General features: G+C 73.0%; 9 protein-coding genes. All 9 read left to right on the forward strand.

All coding sequences use genetic code 11. The features are described from left to right. Positions 1–294 precede the first annotated feature (294 nt). A complete protein-coding gene (locus UK23_RS28340) occupies positions 295–3,516 on the forward strand; it encodes a non-ribosomal peptide synthetase (RefSeq protein WP_196777926.1) in 3,222 nt (1,073 codons plus the stop codon). Beyond that, a complete protein-coding gene (locus UK23_RS28345; protein ID WP_045314711.1) occupies positions 3,516–4,874 on the forward strand; it encodes a class I adenylate-forming enzyme family protein in 1,359 nt (452 codons plus the stop codon). The genes UK23_RS28340 and UK23_RS28345 overlap by 1 nt, the downstream gene beginning before the upstream one ends. Continuing rightward, complete coding sequence (locus UK23_RS28350) at positions 4,871–5,611, forward strand: SDR family NAD(P)-dependent oxidoreductase (RefSeq protein ID WP_052685136.1); 741 nt, start codon at positions 4,871–4,873, stop codon at positions 5,609–5,611. Before UK23_RS28345 ends, UK23_RS28350 begins: the two co-directional genes overlap by 4 nt. Positions 5,612–5,627: 16 nt before the next feature. Further along, positions 5,628–5,903, forward strand: coding sequence for an acyl carrier protein (locus tag UK23_RS28355; protein WP_045314719.1), 276 nt, complete (start codon positions 5,628–5,630; stop codon positions 5,901–5,903). Next, positions 5,900–11,128, forward strand: a complete 5,229-nt coding sequence (locus UK23_RS28360) for a type I polyketide synthase (protein WP_045314712.1) — start codon at positions 5,900–5,902, stop codon at positions 11,126–11,128. The genes UK23_RS28355 and UK23_RS28360 overlap by 4 nt, the downstream gene beginning before the upstream one ends. 2 nt (positions 11,129–11,130) lie before the next feature. After that, entirely contained in the window at positions 11,131–12,939 is a 1,809-nt protein-coding gene (locus tag UK23_RS28365; RefSeq protein ID WP_052685138.1) for a condensation domain-containing protein, read from the forward strand. Continuing rightward, on the forward strand, positions 12,932–15,307 hold the full coding sequence (locus UK23_RS28370) for a type I polyketide synthase (RefSeq protein ID WP_082115040.1): 2,376 nt from the start codon (positions 12,932–12,934) through the stop codon (positions 15,305–15,307). Before UK23_RS28365 ends, UK23_RS28370 begins: the two co-directional genes overlap by 8 nt. Before the next feature lie 17 nt (positions 15,308–15,324). After that, entirely contained in the window at positions 15,325–18,546 is a 3,222-nt protein-coding gene (locus UK23_RS28375; protein WP_196777927.1) for an aminotransferase class III-fold pyridoxal phosphate-dependent enzyme, read from the forward strand. Positions 18,547–18,576: 30 nt separating this feature from the next. Then, positions 18,577–19,407, forward strand: an 831-nt coding sequence (locus UK23_RS28380) for a condensation domain-containing protein (RefSeq protein ID WP_045314714.1), incomplete at its 3' end; no start/stop codon positions are given.

The raw sequence follows: 19,407 nt of genomic DNA on the forward strand, positions 1-19,407 counted from the left end.
GTACGAGATGGCCGGGGACGCATCTGTTCATCACGGGATGCCGCGCCGAACGTGACGCGATACCGCCTGTCCCGCCGGCGAGACAATGGCCCGCGGCCAGGCGACGGGTGGTTCGCCCAGGTCAGGGATCGCGCGGCGCGGCGAGCCCGGCCGGCCGGGTGGGGCGGGTCACGGCGGAGTGCGGTCGGTGGTGCCGGTCGGAACCGTGACTTTGCGGCGGCCCGCAGTGGACCCTTGAAATGGAATGCCCGGGCTGAGGGCGGGACCGATCGGTTTGGGGGGTTCGTGTCTGGAGTGCGTCACGCGAATTGGCAGGACCTGCCGGATTCGGGTGGAGCCGGTCTCGCGGTCGAGCCTTCCGCACGGGAGGTTCCCGCCTCGTCCGCTCAGCGCAGGATGTATTTCTCCTCGATTGTGCGGCCGGGTAGTGCGGCGGACGTCTGGGGAACTGTCCTGGAGATCACCGGTGAGCTCCGGACGAGCAGCCTCGCGCACGCGCTGGAGGTGGTGCGCGGCAGGCACGACGCGTTGCGCGTCACGTTCCTGGAGCGCGACGGCGACGTCTTCCAGGTGGTGCGCGACGACCGTCCCGCCGAGCCGGTCCTCGGCGCGGTCGTGCAGGCGCGCGGAGACTCTCCCGAGCAGCGCCGTGCCTGGGCCGAGGCCGAGGCACGACGGGTGATCGGCCTCCCGTTCGACCTGTCGTCAGGGCCGCTCTGGCGGGTGGGCGTGACGAGGGTGGCGCCGGACCTGCACCTGGTGGCGGTCGTGTTCCACCACATCATCATCGACGAGATGTCCGCGAAGGTCTTCGCCGACGAGCTCCGCCTCGCCTACGCCGACCCGGACGCGCCCGCGCTGGCGGTGCCTGCCGCGCAGTACTCCGACTTCTGCCTGCGGGAACGGCGTTCCGGTGTGGATCGCGCGGGCCTCGGCCACTGGCGGGAGCGGCTGGCCGGGGTGCGGCCGGCGCGGTTGCCGGAGGACGGCATGGAGGACCCGGGCAGCGTCGTCGGCGCCCGGCTGCCCGCGACCCTGCCGGGGGACGTGGTGGCGGACTTCGAGGTGTTCTGCAAGGAACGCGGGGTCACCCCGTTCACCGGGATGCTCGCCGTGTACTTCGTCCTGCTGTGGCGCTGGGCCGGCACGAGCGACCTCGCGGTCGGCACGCAGGTGTTCAGCAGGCCCACCGCGGAGTTCTTCGGCACGATCGGCTTCTTCGCCAACACGGTGGTGCTGCGCTGCCAGGTGGCGCCCGCGCTGACCTTCGACGAGTTCCTCGACCAGGTCAGCGACACCGTCCACGACGCGCTCGACCACCAGGACGTGCCGTTCGAGGCGGTCGTGGACGCGCTGGCCCCTCAGCGCGACGCGGACCGCAACCCCCTGTTCCAGGTCGCCATGGGTTACGGCTCGCTCGACCCGAGCGACGTCTGGGCGCTCGACGGCCTGCAGGTGACGGCGCTGCCGGACCCGGCGGAGCTCGCGGGGCTCCAGTTCGACCTGTCGCTCGACGTGCACCGGGTCGCGAGCGAGGTCGGCGTGACCGTCGAGTACGACCGCAGGCGGTTCTCCGCGGACGCCATGCGGCAGTTCGCGAACGCCTTCGGCAGCCTGCTGCGCGCCCTCGTCAGCTCGCCGGACGTCCCGCTCGGGAGTGTCCCGCTGCTGGACGTGGCCACGCGGGACGCCACGCTGGAGCTCGGTGCGGGCGACATGCCCACCGCTGCGGATCCCACGTCGGCCTGGGAGCTGTTCGAACGCACCGCCGCTGCCACGCCTGATCGCGAGGCCGTCAGTGCGGACGGCGAACGGCTCACCTTCGCCGAGCTCGAGGCCGCGGCGAGGACGATGGCGGCCGGCCTGCGGGCCAGAGGCGTGCGGACCGGCACCGTGGTGGGCATCTGCCTGCCGAGGCGGGCCGGCCTGCTCACCGCGATGCTCGCCACGTGGTGTGCGGGTGAGGCCTTCCTGCTGCTCGACGCACGTCAGCCGGAGGCGCGCCGCCGCGTGCTCCTCCAGGAGGCCGGCGTGACCCTGCTGGTCGCGGACGAGCCCTTCGCCGAGGTGGAGACCGTCGCGCCCGCCGATCTCACGGGCGATGCGGAGCCACCGGCCCACCGCCCGGCCGCCGCGCCCGCCTACGTCGTGTTCACGTCGGGCTCCACCGGCACGCCGAAGGGCGTGGTCGTCGACCAGGAGAGCCTGGTCGCGCTCGCCACCACCCAGCTCGCGTCGATGTACGCGCGGCTGCCGGAAGGCGTGCAGGTGAACGTGGGCGCGCTCAGCTCGCTGACGTTCGACGTGTTCATCAACCAGTGCCTCGGCATGATCGCGTTCGGGCACCGGCTGCTGCTGCTCGGCGACGAGGAGCGGATGGATCCCGCACGGCTGCTCGCGCTCGGCGCGGACGCCGGGTCGGCGATCGACGTGCTCGACTGCAACAGCAGCCAGATGGAGGTCCTGGTCGACGCGGGCCTGCTGGACGTGCCGCACCCGCCGAAGATCGTGCTGATCGGTGGCGAGAGCGCGTCCGCCCGGCTGTGGCGGCGGCTGCACGACCAGCCGGACCTGCTGGCGTTCAACATGTACGGCATCACGGAGTGCACGGTCGACTCCGCCAGGGCCGAGATCCGCGAGCACGAGCGGCAGGTGGCGGGACGGGCGGTCGGCACGACGCGGCTCTACGTCGTCGACGACCAGCTCCAGCTGCTGCCGCCGTCCTTCGTCGGCGAGATCTGCATCGGCGGGCTCGGCGTGGCGCAGGGGTACGTGGGACAGCCGGCGCACACCAGCGAGAAGTTCGTCGCGGACCCGTTCAGCGGAGTGCCCGGTGCGCGCATGTACCGCACCGGCGACCGGGGCAGGCTGCGGCCGGACGGGCAGCTGGAGTTCTGGGGCAGGCTCGACGACCAGGTCAAGGTGCGCGGCCTGCGGGTGGAACCCGGTGAGCTGGAGGCGGCGCTCGCCGCCCATCCCGCCGTCGCCAGGGCCGCGGTGATCGCCACCGGCGCCGGCACGCGACTGGCCAGGCTGGTCGCGTTCGTCGTGCCGGAGGAGCGGGGCCGGGAAGAGCTGACGTTCGCCGCCGTGCGGGAGTTCCTGCGCGGCAGGCTCCCGTCCGCGCTGCTGCCGGACCGGGTGCAGGTGCTCGACACGCTTCCGGTCACGCCCGGCGGCAAGCTCGACCGCCGGGCGCTGCTCGACCTCGTCGGGCCGGACGCCGAGCCGGAGCCGCCCGCGGAGATCGAGGGCACGCCCGACGAACGGCAGCTGTGCCTGCTCGTCGCGGAGGCGCTCGGGGTCGCACGAGTGGGCCTCGACGACAACTTCTTCGAGCTCGGTGGCAACTCGCTGCTCGCCATGACGGTCATCAGCCGGGTGCGCACCGCGCTGGACAGGGAGCTCGGGATTCGGGCGATCTTCGAATCGAGCTCGATCAGGGACATCGCCGCACAGCTCGGCGCGCGGGACAGCGCGCCGAGGCCGGTGCTGCGCAGGAGGGGGAACCGCTGATGGAGTGGCTGCTGGCACAACTGCGGGAGCGAGGCGACGCCGAGGCGATGGCCGGGCACGGCGGCACCGTGACCTACGCCGGGCTCGCCGAGCTGACGACCGGCTGGCTGGCCGAGCTGGACCGGCTCGGGATCGGCGCGGGGCAGTCCGTGGCGATCGTCGGCAACGCCTCGCCGGACGTGGTCGCGCTCTTCACGGCGCTGGCCGTCCGCGGTGCCGTCGTGGTTCCGTTCGCTCCCAACGACCCGCCGAGGAGCCAGCGGGCAGGCCGGATGGCGACGGCACACGTGAGCACGGTCATCGAGTTCACCGGCCCAGGCGAGTGGACCGCCGAGTCGGTCGCGGTGCCGGACGGGCAGAAGCCCGAACTGCTGGTGCGGCTCGCCGGGTCCGCTGAGGCCGGGCTGGTGCTGTTCTCCTCCGGTTCGACCGGGGAGAGCAAGGCGGCGCTGCTCTCGCTGCCGCGGCTCTTCGACGGCTTCCGCGGTGTGGCGGGACGGCCCCGGCGCACCTTGCAGTTCATGGCGCTCGACCACATCGGCGGCGTGAACACGTTGTTCCGCACGCTGGCCGGCGGCGGCCTGGTGGTCACCGAACCGCAGCGCACCCCGAAGCACGCGTGCGAGGCCATCGAGCGGCACCGCGTGGAGGTGCTGCCGACCACGCCGACGTTCCTGAACATGCTGCTGCTCTCGGACGCCTACCGCGACTACGACCTGTCGTCGCTCGAACTGATCACCTACGGCACCGAGCCGATGCGCGAGGTCACGCTCGCGCACGCGGCGAAGGTGTTCCCGCAGGTCCGGTTCAAGCAGACCTACGGCCTCACCGAGACCGGCATCCTACCCACCAAGTCGGTGTCGTCCGACTCGCTGCGGATGAACGTCGGCGGGCACGGGTTCGCGACCGAGATCCGCGACGGCGTCCTGTGGATCAAGTCGCCCAGCGCGATGCTCGGTTACCTCAACGCGCCCAGCCCGTTCGACGAGGACGGCTGGCTCAACACCGGTGACGCGGTGGTCGTGGCGGAGGACGGCACGATGCGCGTGCTCGGCCGGATCTCCGCGCTGATCAACGTCGGCGGCGAGAAGGTGTCGCCCGCCGAGGTCGAGAACGTGCTGCTGCAGGCGGGCAACGTGCAGGACGTCGTCGTGACCGGCCGCGCGAACGCGGTGACCGGGCACGTCGTCGTCGCCCAGGTCGAGCTGGTGGAGCCGGAGGAACGGCGCGAGCTCACCAGGAGGCTGCGCAAGTTCTGCGCGGAACACCTGCCGCCCCACAAGGTTCCGGCTGTCGTCACCGTCTCGGACGTGCCGTTGCACGGCGAGCGGTTCAAGCGAATGGGAGGTGCGGGGTGAACGCACCGGTGGACCAGCGTCCGGTCGCCATCGTCAGCGGTGGCAGCCGCGGCCTGGGGCTGGCGCTCGTGCGGGACTTCCTGGAACGCGGCTACCGGGTGGAGACCTTCAGCCGCAGCGAGTCCGCGGAACTGAAGGAGCTGCGCGCGGAGACCGACGCCGTGGCGTGGACCGCGCTCGACGGCACGGACGCCGCCGCGGTCGAGGAGTTCGTGCGCACGGCCGCGCGCCGGCACCGCCGCGTCGACGTGCTGGTGAACAACGCCGCGGTCGGTCTGGAGGGCCTGCTGACCCTCACCGCCCCGGCCGCCATCGACGCCGCGCTGCGCACCAACCTCACCTTGCCGGTGCTGCTGACCAGGGCCTGCCTCAAGCCGATGATCGCCCGCCGCAGCGGCGTCGTGATCAACCTGTCGTCGATCAACGCGCTGCGCGGGCAGACCGGCGTCGCCGTCTACGGCGCGGCCAAGGCCGCCCTCGACGGCCTCACCCGCGGTCTGGCCAGGGAGGTCGGCCCGGCGGGGGTGCGGGTGGTCAGCGTGGCCCCCGGCTACTTCGACAGCGACATGACGGCGGGCATCGGCGAGGACCAGCGCCGCCGCATCACCCGCCGCACCCCGCTCGGCCGGCTCGGTTCGGTCGAGGACGTGCTCGGCGTCATCCGCTTCCTCACCTCGCCCGCGGCGGGGTTCATCACCGGCCAGACCATCGCGGTCGACGGTGGCTACACCTGCTGAACGGAGTGTGATCTGCATGGACAGGCGCGAGACGGTCATGGCCGCTCTGCTCGAGATCGTCAACGAGGTGGCCGGGCCGGTCGAGCACCTGGACCCCGACCAGTTGCTCGTCGACGGCCTGGGACTCGAGTCCCTGCACCTCGCCCGGCTGGTGGCCGTGCTGGAGCTGGAGCTCGACACCGACCCGTTCTCCGACGACGTGCCCATCACTGGTGTGCGCACGGTCGGTGACCTGCTGGACGCGTACGACCCGGTGGCCCAGCCCCGGCTCGGCGCGGTCGAACCGGCATGACGCCCGAACCCGTCGCGATCGTCGGCATGGCGGCGCGCTTTCCCGGCGCCGCCGATCTCGGCGAGTTCTGGGACGCGCTGCTGGCGGGCCGCGAGTCGATCCGCGACCTCGGTGACGACGAGCTGCTGCGCGACGGCGTGCACCCGGACTGGCTCACGAACCCGGACTACGTCAAGGCGGTCGCCTCCATCGACGGGGTGGACCTCTTCGACGCGGGCTTCTTCGACATCTCCGGCCGCGAGGCCGCGGTGATGGACCCGCAGCAGCGCGTCTTCCTGGAGACGTGCTGGCACGCGCTGGAGCACGCCGGCCTGGGTGCCGGGGGAGACGTCGGTGTCTTCGCGGGCAGCGGCGGGGTGCTCACCAGCTACCTGCCGGAGGTGCTCGGCAGCACGGGCATGCCGCAGGATCCGACGGCCTCGCTGGAACAGATCGGGTCCGACAAGGACTTCCTCGCCACCAGGGTGTCGTACAAGCTCGGCCTGACCGGTCCCAGCCTGACGGTGCAGACGGCGTGCTCGACCTCGCTGGTCGCGGTGCACCTCGCCGTGCAGAGCCTGCTGCGGGGCGAGTGCGAGGCCGCTCTGGCCGGTGGCGTGAACATCCGGCTGCCGCACGCCGCCGGGTACTGGCACCGCCGGGGAGGCATCCTGTCGCCGGACGGCCGCTGCCGCCCGTTCGACGTCAGCGCGCAGGGCACGATCTTCGGCAGTGGCGTGGGCGCCGTCGTCCTCAAGCCGCTGTCCGCCGCGGTCAGGGACGGCGACACGGTCTACGCCACCGTCCTCGGCACCGCGATCAACAACGACGGTGGCGGCAAGTCGAGCTACGGCGCCGCCAGCCAGCCGGGCCAGCTCGCCGCGATGCGCCGCGCGCTCGCCGTCGCGGGCGTCGACCCCGCCACCATCGGTTACGTCGAGGCCCACGGCACGGGCGTGCCGCTCGGCGATCCCACCGAGGTCGGCGCGCTCAAGAAGCTCTTCGGTCACGACGCGCCGACCGCCATCGGCTCGGTGAAGGCGCTGATCGGGCACATGGAGGCGGCGTCCGGCGTCGCCGGCCTGATCAAGGCCACCCTGGCGCTGCACCACGGCCAGGTCCCGCCAAGCCCTTACTTCACCGCGCCGCACCCCAGGCTGAAGCTGGCCGACAGCGGCCTGTTCGTGAACGCGGAACCGGTGCCCCTGCCCGGATCCCCGCGCCGGGCGGCCGTCAACTCCCTCGGCATCGGCGGCACCAACGCGTTCGCCGTGCTGGAGCAGGCACCGCCGCGGGCCGCCGCGACGCCGTCCTCCGGCCCCGAGCTGATCACGATCAGCGCCAGGAGCGAGGACGCGCTGAAGGACCTCGCCGGTGCGTGGGCGACCCGCCTGCGCGAGCCCGGCGCGTCGCTCGCCGACCTGGCCTACACGAGCCGCGCGGGCCGCCGGGCACTGCGCCACCGGCTGAGCGTGGTCGCCGGCTCCGGGCAGGACGCCGCCGATCGCTTCGAGTCGTGGCTGCGCGACGGAACCGGCCACGTGGACGCCGGTGAGGCCGCGCGCGCCAAGCCCAGGGTCGGGTTCCTCTTCCCGGGGCAGAGCTCCGAGTTCGCGGGCATGGGCGTCGAGCTCTACCGCGAGCACCCGGTGTTCCGGGCGGCGGTGGACCGGCACGCGGACGCGTTCCGCCGCCTGACCGGAACCGGCCCGCTGGACGTGTTCGCCGACGCGCGCTCGCAGGAGCGGGCGGAACTGCTGCAGCCGGCCGTCTTCCTGCTGCAGGTCGCGCTGGCCGAGTTCTGGGCCTCGTGCGGGATCACGCCGGACGCCGTCGCCGGCCACAGCCTCGGCGAGTACGCGGCCGCCTGCGTGGCCGGCGTGTTCAGCGTCGAGGAAGGCCTCGAACTGGTCTGCGCCCGCGGCCGGGCGTTCGCGGCGGTGCCCGGCAGCGGCCGGATGGTCGCCGTCGGCTGCCAGGACGTGGCCGAGCTGGAACGGATCGTCGCGGCGAAGGGCGGTTCCGTCGCGGCCTACAACGCTCCGGAACGCGTCACCGTCTCGGGCACGGACGCCGAGATGGCCGTGCTGGAGGCGGAGTTCGCCGTCAGGGGCTGGGGCACCATCCCGCTGGAGACCACGCACGCCTTCCACTCACCGCTGGTCGCTCCCGCCGTCGCGGCGCTGGTTCGCGCGGCAGGCCGGATCAGCCACCGGACGCCCGCGGTGCCGATGGCGCTGAACCTCAGCGGCACGTGGGCGCGGGACGACCTCGGCCCCGAGTACTGGGGCCGCCAGCTCACCTCACCGGTCCGGTTCGCACCGGCTCTCGGTGAGCTGCTGCGCGGCGGCTGCTCGGTCTTCGTCGAGGTCGGTTCGGGCAGGACGCTCAGCACGTCCGGCCGCGCGCAGGCGGGCGAGGACGTCGTGTTCCTGCCCGGTCTCGCACCCAGGAACCCCGACGTGGCAACGGTTCTCGGGCACCTGGCCCGCCTGGCCAGGGCCGGGCTGCCGGTCGACTGGGACGGCTACCGCGCCGACTCGCGGCCCGCGCGGGTCTCGGCGCCGCTGTACCCGTTCGCGCGGACCCGGCACTGGGTCGAGCAGACGGCAAGGCCTGCCGCGGCGCCGGTGAACGACCTGCCGGCGCTCACCCGGCTCGCGCTGCCCCAGTCCGCCCAGCGCCGGTACGAGACCACGGTCGCCGCGACGGCGCCGCGAGTGCTCGCGGACCACGAGATCTCCGGCCGCTTGGTCGTGCCGGGGGCCTACCACACCGCGTGCCTCGTGGAGGCTGCGGCGGGCGAGGCGGCGGCGGTGGTCGAGGACCTCGTCTTCCCGCGCGCGCTGGAGGTCGACGACGCCGAACGGCGCGTGCAGCTCGTGCTCACCCCGTCCGGAGACCGCCGGTTCGTCGGGCAGTCGCTCAGCCTGACCGACGAGGACGACCCGCTGGCCGACGAGTCGTGGCAGGTGCACGCGGAGGGCCGGTTCCAGCAGGCCTCCGTCGCCGCGAGCCGGGTCGACCCGGCGTCCTGGCGTGCCGGCGACCCGGTCCCGGCGGCCGGCCTCTACCCGAGGTTCGAGGCGGCGGGGTTCCGGTTCGGCCCGGCCTTCCAGTGGATCGAGGAGCTGCGCCTGGACGGCGAGGACAGCACCGGTGATCTCACCTTCGCCGCCGGTTCGCCGCGCGAGCGGACGATGGCCCTGCTCGACGCGTGTGTCCAGCTGGCGATCGCGGCACGGATCGTCCGCACCGCGCCGGAGAACGGCGTGCCACTGCCGTTCCGGATCGAGCGGGCGGTGTTCCACGAGTCCCGGCACGCCGCTACGTCCGGGGTGGCCCACGTCCGGCATCGCGGCGCCGACGGGTCGAGGTCCGTCGCCGACGTCGTGCTGGCGGGTCACGACGGCACGCCGTTGCTGGAGATCACCGGGCTGGAGCTCAGGGCGGTGTCGTTCCGCGCCCCCGAGGCCGCGATCCACACCGACGAGTGGGAGCTGACGGAGGCGCCAGCCACCCCGGCCGGCACGTGGATCGTGCTCGCCGACAGGCAGGGCCGCTGGCGTCCCGCGGTCACCGCGCTGGAGGCCGCCGGCAGCCGGTGCGTGATCGCGGAGACGGGTGAGACGTTCACCCGCGACGGCGACCGGTACGTCCTCGATCCCACCGACGCCGGGCACCTGGCGCGGCTGTTCCGGGAGACCGGGCCCGCGAGCGTGCTGCACTGCCTCGGCCTGGACGCCCAGGACGTGCGCACGGCGTGCGGCAGCGTGCCCGCTCTCGTGCGGGCCGCCGAGGGCTGGTCACCGGGTGCCGTGGTGCTGCTGACCAGCGGCGCGGTGCCGGTGCGGGGATCCACGTCGGATCCGCACGGTGCGATGTTGTGGGGTCTCGGCCGCAGCGCGGCACTGGAGGCGCCCCAGCTGACCGTGCGGTTGCTCGACGTCGACCACACCACGGGACTGACCGCGCTTCCCGCACTGCCGGAGGCCGCGATCCGCGAGGGCCGGGTCCACCGGCCCGTGCTGCGCCGTGAGACGCCGCCGGCCTCGGCACCGTCACGGCTGAGCGCGGACGGCTGCTACCTGGTCACCGGCGGCACCGGGGCGCTCGGCCTGAGCACCGCCGCGTGGCTGGCCCGGCGCGGGGTGCGCCACGTCGTGCTCGCCTCGCGCAACGCCACGAAGGCGAAGATCGAGGAAGTCCCCGGCCTGCGGATCACTCAGGCCGACCTGGACGTCACGGACGAGGCCGCGGTCAGGCTGCTGGTCGGCCGCGCGGAACGGGAGTGGGGCGGCCTCAAGGGCGTCGTCCACGCGGCCGGGGTCCTCGACGACGCGGTGCTGCCACAGCTCACCTGGGACCGGTTCGCGGCGGTGCTCGCCCCGAAGGTCACCGGTGGCTGGCACCTGCACCGGGCGACCCTCGGGCTCGACCTGGAGCAGTTCGTCCTGTTCTCGTCCACGACGGCGCTCCTCGGCGCGCAGGGGCAGGCGCACTACGCGGCGGCCAACGCGTTCCTCGACGGCCTCGCGCACCACCGGCGCGGTCTCGGGCTGCCGGGGCTCAGCGTCAACTGGGGCCCGTGGGAGTCGGGCATGATGGCGCGCCTCAGCGAACGTCTGCGGGCCCGGCTCACCGACGGTGGGTTCACGCCGCTCGCGCCCGGTCCCGCGTTCGCCGCGCTCGACCGGCTGCCGGCCGCGGGCCAGTACGGCGTGTTCTCCGTGGACTGGCAGCGTTATCTCGCCCGGTTCCCGGGCGGGAGGGCCGTCGCCGCGGAGCCGTCATCGTCCACTGAGGACGGTGCGGAGGCGGTGCGCAGGCTGCGGCGGGACTGGTTCGGTGCCACGGCGGACCGCCGGCGCGCGCTGGTGCTCGACTACCTGCGCGGCATGCTCGCCACCCGGCTCGGCATGCCGGAGTCCGCGGTCGTCGAGGACCTGTCCCTGCAGGAGGCCGGGCTCGACTCGTTGCTGGCGGTCGAGGTGCGCGGCCAGATCTTCCGCGACCTGGACGTCGACCTGCCGCTCACCGGCCTGCTGGAGGGCAAGGCCGTCGGCCTGCTCGTGGGCGAGCTCACCGACCGCCTGTCGTTCGACGCGCCCGTCGAGGACGCCCCGGCCGCCGTTCCCGCCGCGGTGGAGCCGTTCTCCCCGCAGGAGGCGGAACGGTTGCTGGCGAACCTCGACTCGCTGACAGAAGACCAGCTCCAGGCGCTGCTGCCCTGGTTGGAGGGGTGACGATGACCGGCTACGACGTGCGGAAGAAGCTGGAGGCGGCGCTGCGCTCGCGTGCCGCCGAGGCGCGGACCGAGCACCCGCTCTCCTTCGCCCAGCGCCCGTTGCTGTTGCTGCACAGGATGAATCCGGGCAGCGCGTCCTACAACGTCGGGTTCACCGCGCGGTTCGCCGGAGGGTTCGACCCGGCGGCGCTGCACCGCGCGACCGGATCGCTGGTCGGGCGGCACGCGGCTCTGCGCACGACGTTCACCCTCGACGGCCAGACCGTGCACGGGTGGCTCGAACCGTCGTTCGCCGAGGTGGACGCCCGGCAGTGGAGCGCGGAGCGGGTCGACGAGGAGGTGCGTGCCGCGTACCTGGAGCCGTTCGACCTCGCGGCCGGGCCCCTCGTCCGGGTGCGGGTGTTCGCGGTGGCGGAGGGTGAGGGCGTCGTCCTGCTGACCGTGCATCACGTGGTGTGCGACTTCTGGTCGTTGGGCGTGATCGTGGCGGAGCTGGAACAGCTCTACCTGGCCGAGGCCGAGCGGCGTCCGGCGCAGCTGGCCGCGGGCAACGTCCCGTACAGCGACTTCGTCACGCGCCAGCGCTCCATGATCGACGGCCCGCAGGGCGGCGCGGCCCGGTCCTACTGGCACGAAAGGCTTTCCGGCCGGCACGAGCCGGTCAGGTGGCCGCGGTTCGAGACCGATCCCGCCGCCACCGAGGGGGCGTCGGTCGTCTTCCCGATCACCACCGACGTCAGCGACGGCGTGGTCGCGCTGGCGAAGGCGGAAGGGGCGACGCCCTACGCCGTGCTGCTGACGGCGTTCCAGATCCTCGTCGGCCGCTACACCGGGCGGCGCGACGTGCTGGTGGGCAGCCCGTTCGCGGGCCGCACCGACCCGTCGCTCGCCGAGTGCGTGGGCAACTTCGTGAACCCCGTGGTGCTGCGCGCCGACCTGGGTGACGGGGTGTCGTTCCGCGAGCAGCTCGGCCGGACCCGCAGTGCCGTCGTGGAGGCGCTGCAGCACCACGAGTACCCGTTCGAGCTGCTCGTCAGCGAGCTGGCACCGCGCCGGGTGGACGACCGCAACCCGATCTTCCAGGCGATGTTCAGCTACCAGAAGCCGGCCAGGTACCCGGCGCTCGCCGGCCTCTACATCGCCGACGAAGACGCGGCCGACGTGCCGTGGGCGGGGCTGACCGCGCGCCCGTACCGGCTGGACCAGCAGGACGACCAGCTGGAGCTCGTGCTGGAGGTCGTCCACGACGGAGACCGGCTGGTCGGGCTGCTCAAGTACCGCAAGGCCGTGTTCACCGACGCGGCGGCGCGCGACGTCATCACGAACTACCTGGCGCTGCTGCGTGCCGCGCTCGCGGAGCCTGGTCTCGGCGTGGCGGACCTGCCGATGCCGGTCGCCGTCGAGGCCGACAGCGGCACGCGGCGCGCTCCGGCCGCCGGGACCGCTCGCAGTGCGGCACCGATCGCGCTGGAGCGCCGGGTGCTGGCCGTGTGGAAGGAGGTGCTCGGACGTGAGGCGATCGGGTCCGACGACAACTTCTTCGACCTCGGCGGCAACTCGATGCTGCTGATGCGGGTGCACGAGCTGCTCGCCGACGACGCGGCGGAGGCCCCGCTGACGGTCAACGAGCTGTTCCGCTACCCGACGCCGGCGAGCCTCGCCCGGCGCCTCGGCCAGACCACCGCCACCGCCGCGGCCGGCCGGGACCGGGCGTCGAGCAGGCGGGTCCAGCTCGCCGAGGGAACGGCCCGCGGCGCCCGGCTGCGCGCGCGTCAGCGTTCGGGAGCCGAGGGGAGCCGGGATGTCTGAGGTGCGGGCGAACGACGTGGCCGTGATCGGGATGGCCGGGCGGTTTCCCGGTGCTCCCGACCTGGGCACCTTCTGGCGCCGGTTGCGTGCCGGGGACGACCTGCTGACCACGTTCGGCGACGCCGAGCTGAGCGCGGCCGGGGCGCCGGAGGACGTGCTGCGCGACCCCGCGTACGTGAAGAGGGGCGCACACCTGCCGGACGCGTTCGACTTCGACCACGAGTTCTTCGGCTACACCCAGCGCGAGGCGAAGCTGCTCGACCCCCAGCAGCGCATCCTGCTGGAGCTGGCGCAGGAGCTGCTGGAGACCATCGGGTACGACGGTGGCGCGGAGGACCAGGCCGTCGGTGTGTTCGCGGGCGCGTCGATGAACACCTACCTGACCAACGCCGTGGCACGCGCCTGCGACCCGCTCGGGTACGCGGGCACCGAGCTGATGATCGCCAACGACAAGGACTACCTGACCACCAGGATCTCCTACAAGCTCGGGCTCAGGGGCCCGAGCGTCAACGTGCAGACCGCGTGCTCGACGTCGCTGGTCGCGGTGCACATGGCGGTGCAGAGCCTGCTCACCGGTGAGTGCGACATCGCGCTGGCGGGCGGGGTGTCGGTGATCGTCAACCCCTACCCCGGTTACTACTTCAGCGAGGGCATGATCCTCTCCCCGGACGGTGTGTGCCGTCCGTTCGACGCCGACGGCGCGGGCACCACGTTCGGAGACGGCGCTGGTCTCGTCGCCCTGAAGCGGCTCGCCGAGGCGATCGAGGACGGCGACCAGGTGCTGGCCGTGGTCAAGGGCTCGGCGATCAACAACGACGGCTCCGACAAGATCGGCTACACCGCTCCGAGCGTCTCCGGGCAGCGGGCCGTCATCACCGAGGCGCAGGCGGTCGCCGAGGTCGGTGCCGACACCATCACCTACGTCGAGGCCCACGGCACCGCGACGACGCTGGGCGACCCCGTCGAGTTCACCGCGTTGAACGAGGCCTTCGTCGACGGCGGCGCGCGGCCGGGACAGTGCACCCTCGGGTCGGTCAAGGCGAACGTCGGGCACCTCGCGGCCGCGGCGGGCATCGCCGGCCTCATCAAGGTGGTGCTGGCGCTGCGGCACGAGGAGATTCCGGGGCATCCGCACTTCAGCAGGCCGAACCCGCGGATCGACCTGGCCGGCAGCCCGTTCGGGATCAACACCCAGCCTTTGGCCTGGCCCGCCGGTGACGCGCCGCGCCGGGCGGGGGTCAGCTCGTTCGGCATCGGCGGCACCAACGCCCACGTCGTGCTGGAGGAGGCCCCCGCGCTGCCCGGCCGGCACGTCGCGGACGGGCCGCGGGTGATCGCGGTCAGCGCCAGGAGCGAGACCGCACTGCGTCAGCTGGCCCGCAGGCTCGCGGACGTGCTCGAGACGGACGCGCCCGACCTCGCCGACGTCGCCCACACGCTGCGCCGGGGCCGTCGTGGCCGCGCGTACCGGCACGCCTTCGTCGCCGGCACCCTCGGCGAGGCGGTGGCCGGGTTGCGTGCGCTCGCGGCCGGAACGGTCACGGGCGCGGTCGCCGAGCACGCTCCCGCGGTCTTGTTGCAGTTCGCGGAGATCCCCGCCGGGGAGCCCGCGGCACGGGTGACCGCCGCACTGGCGCTCGCGGCCCAGTGGGAGGAGTCCGGCGTGCGGCCGGAGGCGGCCGGGGGAGCGGGTTCCGGCGAGGTGCTCGCGGCCTGCTTCGCGGGCGCGCTCGACCCCGCCGACGCGGAGGCGCTGCTGTCCTGGCGGGCCGGCCTGCGCGAGGACGCCCCCGACGTGCGTCCGGTCGTGCCGGACCTGCCGATCCTGTCGGCCGTGACCGGCGGTGTGCTGCCGGAGTCCCGGGTGCTCGACCCGGCGCACTGGACCAGTGACGTCTGGGCGGGCGAGCGGCTCGCCGAGGCGTTCTCCGGCGACGCGGTCGTGCTCACCGTCGGCGCCGGGGCACGACCGGGGGAGGACTTGTCCCCGGTGCGGCGGATCCTGGAGTCCGCGGCGCGGTTGTGGACCGCCGGTGTGCCGGTGGACTGGTCGGACTGGTCCGGCGGCGAGGCCCGCCGCGTTCCGCTGCCCGCGCACCCGCTGAACCGCGTCTACCACCACATCGCACCGCCAGAGCGGCGGTCCGGCGACCTGAGGGCGGTGCTGTCGGCGCTGTGGTCCGAGGTGCTGGGGACCGAGGTCGACAGCTACGACCGGAGCTTCTTCGACCTGGGCGGCGACGAGATGCGCGCGGTCAGGCTCGCCCGGCGCATCCAGGAGCGGCTCGGCACACCGCTGCGGGCCGTGGAGCTCCTCCGCAACCCCACCATCGACCACCTGGCGGCGCGGCTGGACCGGCTGACATGAACCACGAGGAGAACACCGTGGAGCCACTGCTCCGAGAGATCGTCACCGTCGTCGGCGACCACTTCGACATCGAGCCCGGCGGGCTGGGCGCCGACGTCGCGTTCACGGACCTGGGCGCGGACTCGATGGCACTGCTCGGCATGTTGCGCATGCTGGAGGATCGCTACAGCTGCAAGCTCGCCCTGCGGCAGCTCTTCGGCGACATCCAGACGCCCGCCGACCTGGCCGCGTACCTCGTCGCGCACGCGCCCGCCGCGAAGCTGCCGGGTGCGCCGGTTCCGGAGGTCGTCGCGACGACGCCGGTGGTGGCCCAACCGGTGGTCGCCCAGCCCGTGGTGACCCAGCCCGTGGTGACCCAGCCCGCTGCACTTCCCGCGGCCGTGGCAGCGACGCCCGCGGGTGGCTCGACGGCGGTGCAGGACCTGATCCGGGAGCAGCTCGCGGTCATGACGCGCCAGCTGGACCTGCTGGCGGGCACGGCCACCCCGCAGGCGCCCGTCTCGCCGGCCCCCGCGGTCCTCCCGTCCTCCTCTGCCGCCGCGACGAAGTCGGTCGTGCCGTTGTGGCCCGGTTCGCGCCGCGCGGTCAGCCCGGTGGAGACCGAGCAGCGCGCCCGGTACCTGAAGGCGCTGACCGAGCGCTTCACCACCCGGACGAAGGGCTCGAAGGAGTTCGCCCAGCGGTACCGGCCGATGATCGCCGACAGCCGCTCCACCGTCGGTTTCCGGCCGTCCACCAAGGAGATGCTGTACCCGCTCGTCGCCGAACGGGGCGAGGGCGCCCGGCTGTGGGACATCGACGGCAACGAGTACGTCGACCTCACCCTGGGCTACGGCGTCCACCTGCTCGGGCACAACCCGAAGGTCGTCACGGACGCCGTCCGCGACCGTCTGGACGTCGGGTTCAGCCTCGGGCCGCGCACCCAGCTGGTCGAGGACGTCGCCGAGGGCATCCTGGAGCTCACCGGCATGGAACGCGTCGCGTTCCTCAACAGCGGCACCGAAGCGGTCATGACGGCGGTGCGGCTCGCCCGCGCGGCGACCGGCCGCGACCGGATCGTGGTCTTCTCCACCGCCTACCACGGCCACTCGGACAACGTGCTCGCCGTGCCGTCGCACGAGAACGGGGTGTTCGGCACCAAGCCGCTCGCGCCGGGGATCTCGCCGGGCGCCGTGCACAACGTGCACGTGCTCGAGTTCGGCACGGAGGAGGCGCTCGACTTCATCACCCGCAACGGTGCCGAGCTCGCCGCGGTGCTGACCGAGCCCGTCACCCTGCGCACGCCGGGTGTGCAGAAGCCCGAGTTCCTGCGGAAGCTGCGGGAGATCACCAGGGCGCACGGCACGAAGCTGATCTTCGACGAGATGGTGACCGGGTTCCGCTGCCACCCGGCGGGTGTCCAGGGCCTGTACGGCATCGACGCCGACATCGCCACCTACGGCAAGATCGTCGGCGGCGGTATGCCGCTCGGCGTGATCACCGGCCGCGGCGGGATCATGGACGCCATCGACGGCGGCGTGTGGAACTTCGGCGACGACTCCGGCCCGACGGTGGAGTCCACGTTCTTCGGCGGCACGTTCAACCAGCACCCCCTGACCATGGCGGCGGCCAAGGCGACCCTCGACCACCTCCGCGCGGAAGGTCCTGCCCTGCAACGGGATCTCGACCGCAAGACCGAGCTGTTCGTGGACGGGCTGAACGCCGACTTCCGCGAGCTCGACGTGCCGGTCGAGGTCCGCCGGTTCTCCTCGATCTTCAAGTTCGAGCACGAGCAGAACATGGACCCGTTCTACTTCAACCTGCTCGACCGCGGCGTGTTCGTGTGGGAGCTGCGCAACTTCTTCCTCTCCACCGCGCACGAGCAGGCCGACCTCGACCACATCCGCACTGCGGTGCGCGAGTCCGTCGAGGAGCTGCGCGAGAACGGCATGCTCGGGGAGAGCCGGCCGAGCCCGGTCCCGGCGGCGCCGCGCAGCACTCTGGCGCAACGGCAGCTGCGGGCGCTCGACGACGGTGACGCGCTCGCGTTCGAGATGTCCATCGGGTTCTGGCTGGACGGCGAGCTCGACGTCGCCGCGATGCACGCGGCCGTGCACGGCGTGGTGGCGCGGCACGAGGCGCTGCGCAGCACGTTCGGCGCCGGCGGCGAGACGCTCGTCGTGCACCCCGGCGTGCCGGACGGCGTGCTGACCGAGCACGTCTGCGAGACCGCGGACGAGCTCGAACGGTTCCGGCTCGCCTGGGCGGAGCCACCGCTCGATCCGGTGCACGGCCCGGTGTTCCGCGCCGCCGTCGTGCGGACGGCACCGCAACGCCACCTGTTGCTGATCACGGTGCACCACGCGGTGGTGGACGGCTGGTCCTACAGCGTCGTGCTCGACGACCTCGTCGCGCTGTACAACGCCGAACGCGGTGGCACGCGGGCAGAACTGCCGCGGACGCCGCAGTTCCGGGACTACGTCGCCTGGCACGAGCAGGTCGTGGCGAGCGCGGCGGCCGCCGCCCACCGCGACCACTGGGAGTCGTTGCTGAAGGAGGCCCCGGCGCCGGCGCTGCCGCTGTCGGGACGACCGGCGGCCTTCCCGTACCGCGCGGAACGGCACAGCCTGCTGCTGGAACCGGAGTTCTGCGACCGGATGCGCGCCGCGGCACGGGAGGAGGGCGTCACCGTGTTCGCCTACCTCGTCGCAGCCTGGGGTGTCCTGCTCGCCAGGCTGACGGGTCAGGACGACCTCGTCGTGCCGGTCGCGTCGGCACGGCGCCCGCCGGAGCTCGACCGGGTCGTCGGCCTCTGCTCGAACCTGCTGCCGCTGCGCCTGAAACTGGTGGAAGATCTGCCGGTCGCCGACCACGTGGCCGACGTGCTGGAGCAGCTGGTGACGGCGCTCGAACAGCAGGACCACCCGTTCGCGGAGCTGGTCGCGAGGTCCGGTGAAGGGTTGCGGGACGAGCTGTTCACGACGTCGATGTCGTTCTACCGCCAGGTGGAGGTGCCAGCCGTCGACGGGCTCGCGGTGACGGAGGCGGACGCGTTGCCGATCACGCACATCGGCAACCCGTTGGCGCTCAACGTCGTCGATCGCGCGGACGGGTTCCGGTGCGACTTCGAGGCCGCGGCGGACCTGCTCGCCGACGGCCTGGCCGAGAACCTGCCGCGGTACTACCGGAACCTGCTGACCGCGATGGTCGACGGCGGCGACCGGCCACTGTCCGAAATGGACCACGAGGGTCGCGGCTAGCGGCTGCGGGAAACAGCGAGGGGGGTCGACGTGGTTCCGCTGTCGTTCGCGCAGTGGCGGTTGTGGTTCGTCGGGCAGCTGGACGGGCCGAGTGCCGTCTACAACGTGCCGCTGGCGTTGCGGCTGTCCGGGGAGGTGGACGTCACCGCCCTGGACGCGGCGCTCGCCGACGTGCTGGAACGGCACGAGAGCCTGCGGACGGTCTTCCCCGTGGTGGACTCCGAGCCGGTGCAGCGGGTGCTGCCGGTCGAGGAGGCCGTGGTGCCGGTGCGGTGGTCGCGGGTCGCGGCGGACGAGGTCGACGGGCTCCTCACGGCGGCGGTCGGGCACGTGTTCGACCTCGCCACCGAGATTCCGTTGCGCGCACTGGGTTTCTCCATCGCGCCGGAGGACCACGTGCTGCTGTTGCTGGTGCATCACATCGCGTGTGATGGCTGGTCGCTGGGGACGTTGGGTGATGATCTCGCGACGGCGTACGCGGCGCGGTTGAAGGGTGTTGCGCCGGGGTGGGACGAGCTTCCGGTGCAGTACGCGGACTATGCGTTGTGGCAGCGGGAGTTGCTCGGGTCGGAGGACGATCCGGGCAGTCTGATGTCGCGGCAGTCCTCGTTCTGGCGCACCGCTTTGGCGGGGTTGCCGGAGGAGTTGGCGTTGCCGTTCGACCGGCCGCGTCCCGCGGCGGCGACGCATCGCGGTGCGGAGGTGCCGGTGGCGCTGACCGCGGACCTGCACGCTCGGATCGACGAGCTGGCGCGGTCGGCGGGGGCGACGCCGTTCATGGTCGTGCAGGCCGCTGTGGCCGTGTTGTTGTCGCGTCTCGGTGCGGGCACCGACATTCCGCTGGGGACGCCGGTGGCCGGT

The sequence above is a fragment of the Lentzea aerocolonigenes genome (assembly GCF_000955955.1).
GTDB lineage: Bacteria > Actinomycetota > Actinomycetes > Mycobacteriales > Pseudonocardiaceae > Lentzea > Lentzea aerocolonigenes_A.

Bases quoted from the DNA above. Each gene is read 5' to 3' on its own strand.
- UK23_RS28345 (WP_045314711.1), top strand. From the start codon at position 3,516: ATGGAGTGGCTGCTGGCACAACTGCGGGAGCGAGGCGACGCCGAGGCG.
- UK23_RS28365 (WP_052685138.1), top strand. From the start codon at position 11,131: ATGACCGGCTACGACGTGCGGAAGAAGCTGGAGGCGGCGCTGCGCTCG.
- UK23_RS28360 (WP_045314712.1), top strand. From the start codon at position 5,900: ATGACGCCCGAACCCGTCGCGATCGTCGGCATGGCGGCGCGCTTTCCC.
- UK23_RS28355 (WP_045314719.1), top strand. From the start codon at position 5,628: ATGGACAGGCGCGAGACGGTCATGGCCGCTCTGCTCGAGATCGTCAAC.
- UK23_RS28370 (WP_082115040.1), top strand. From the start codon at position 12,932: ATGTCTGAGGTGCGGGCGAACGACGTGGCCGTGATCGGGATGGCCGGG.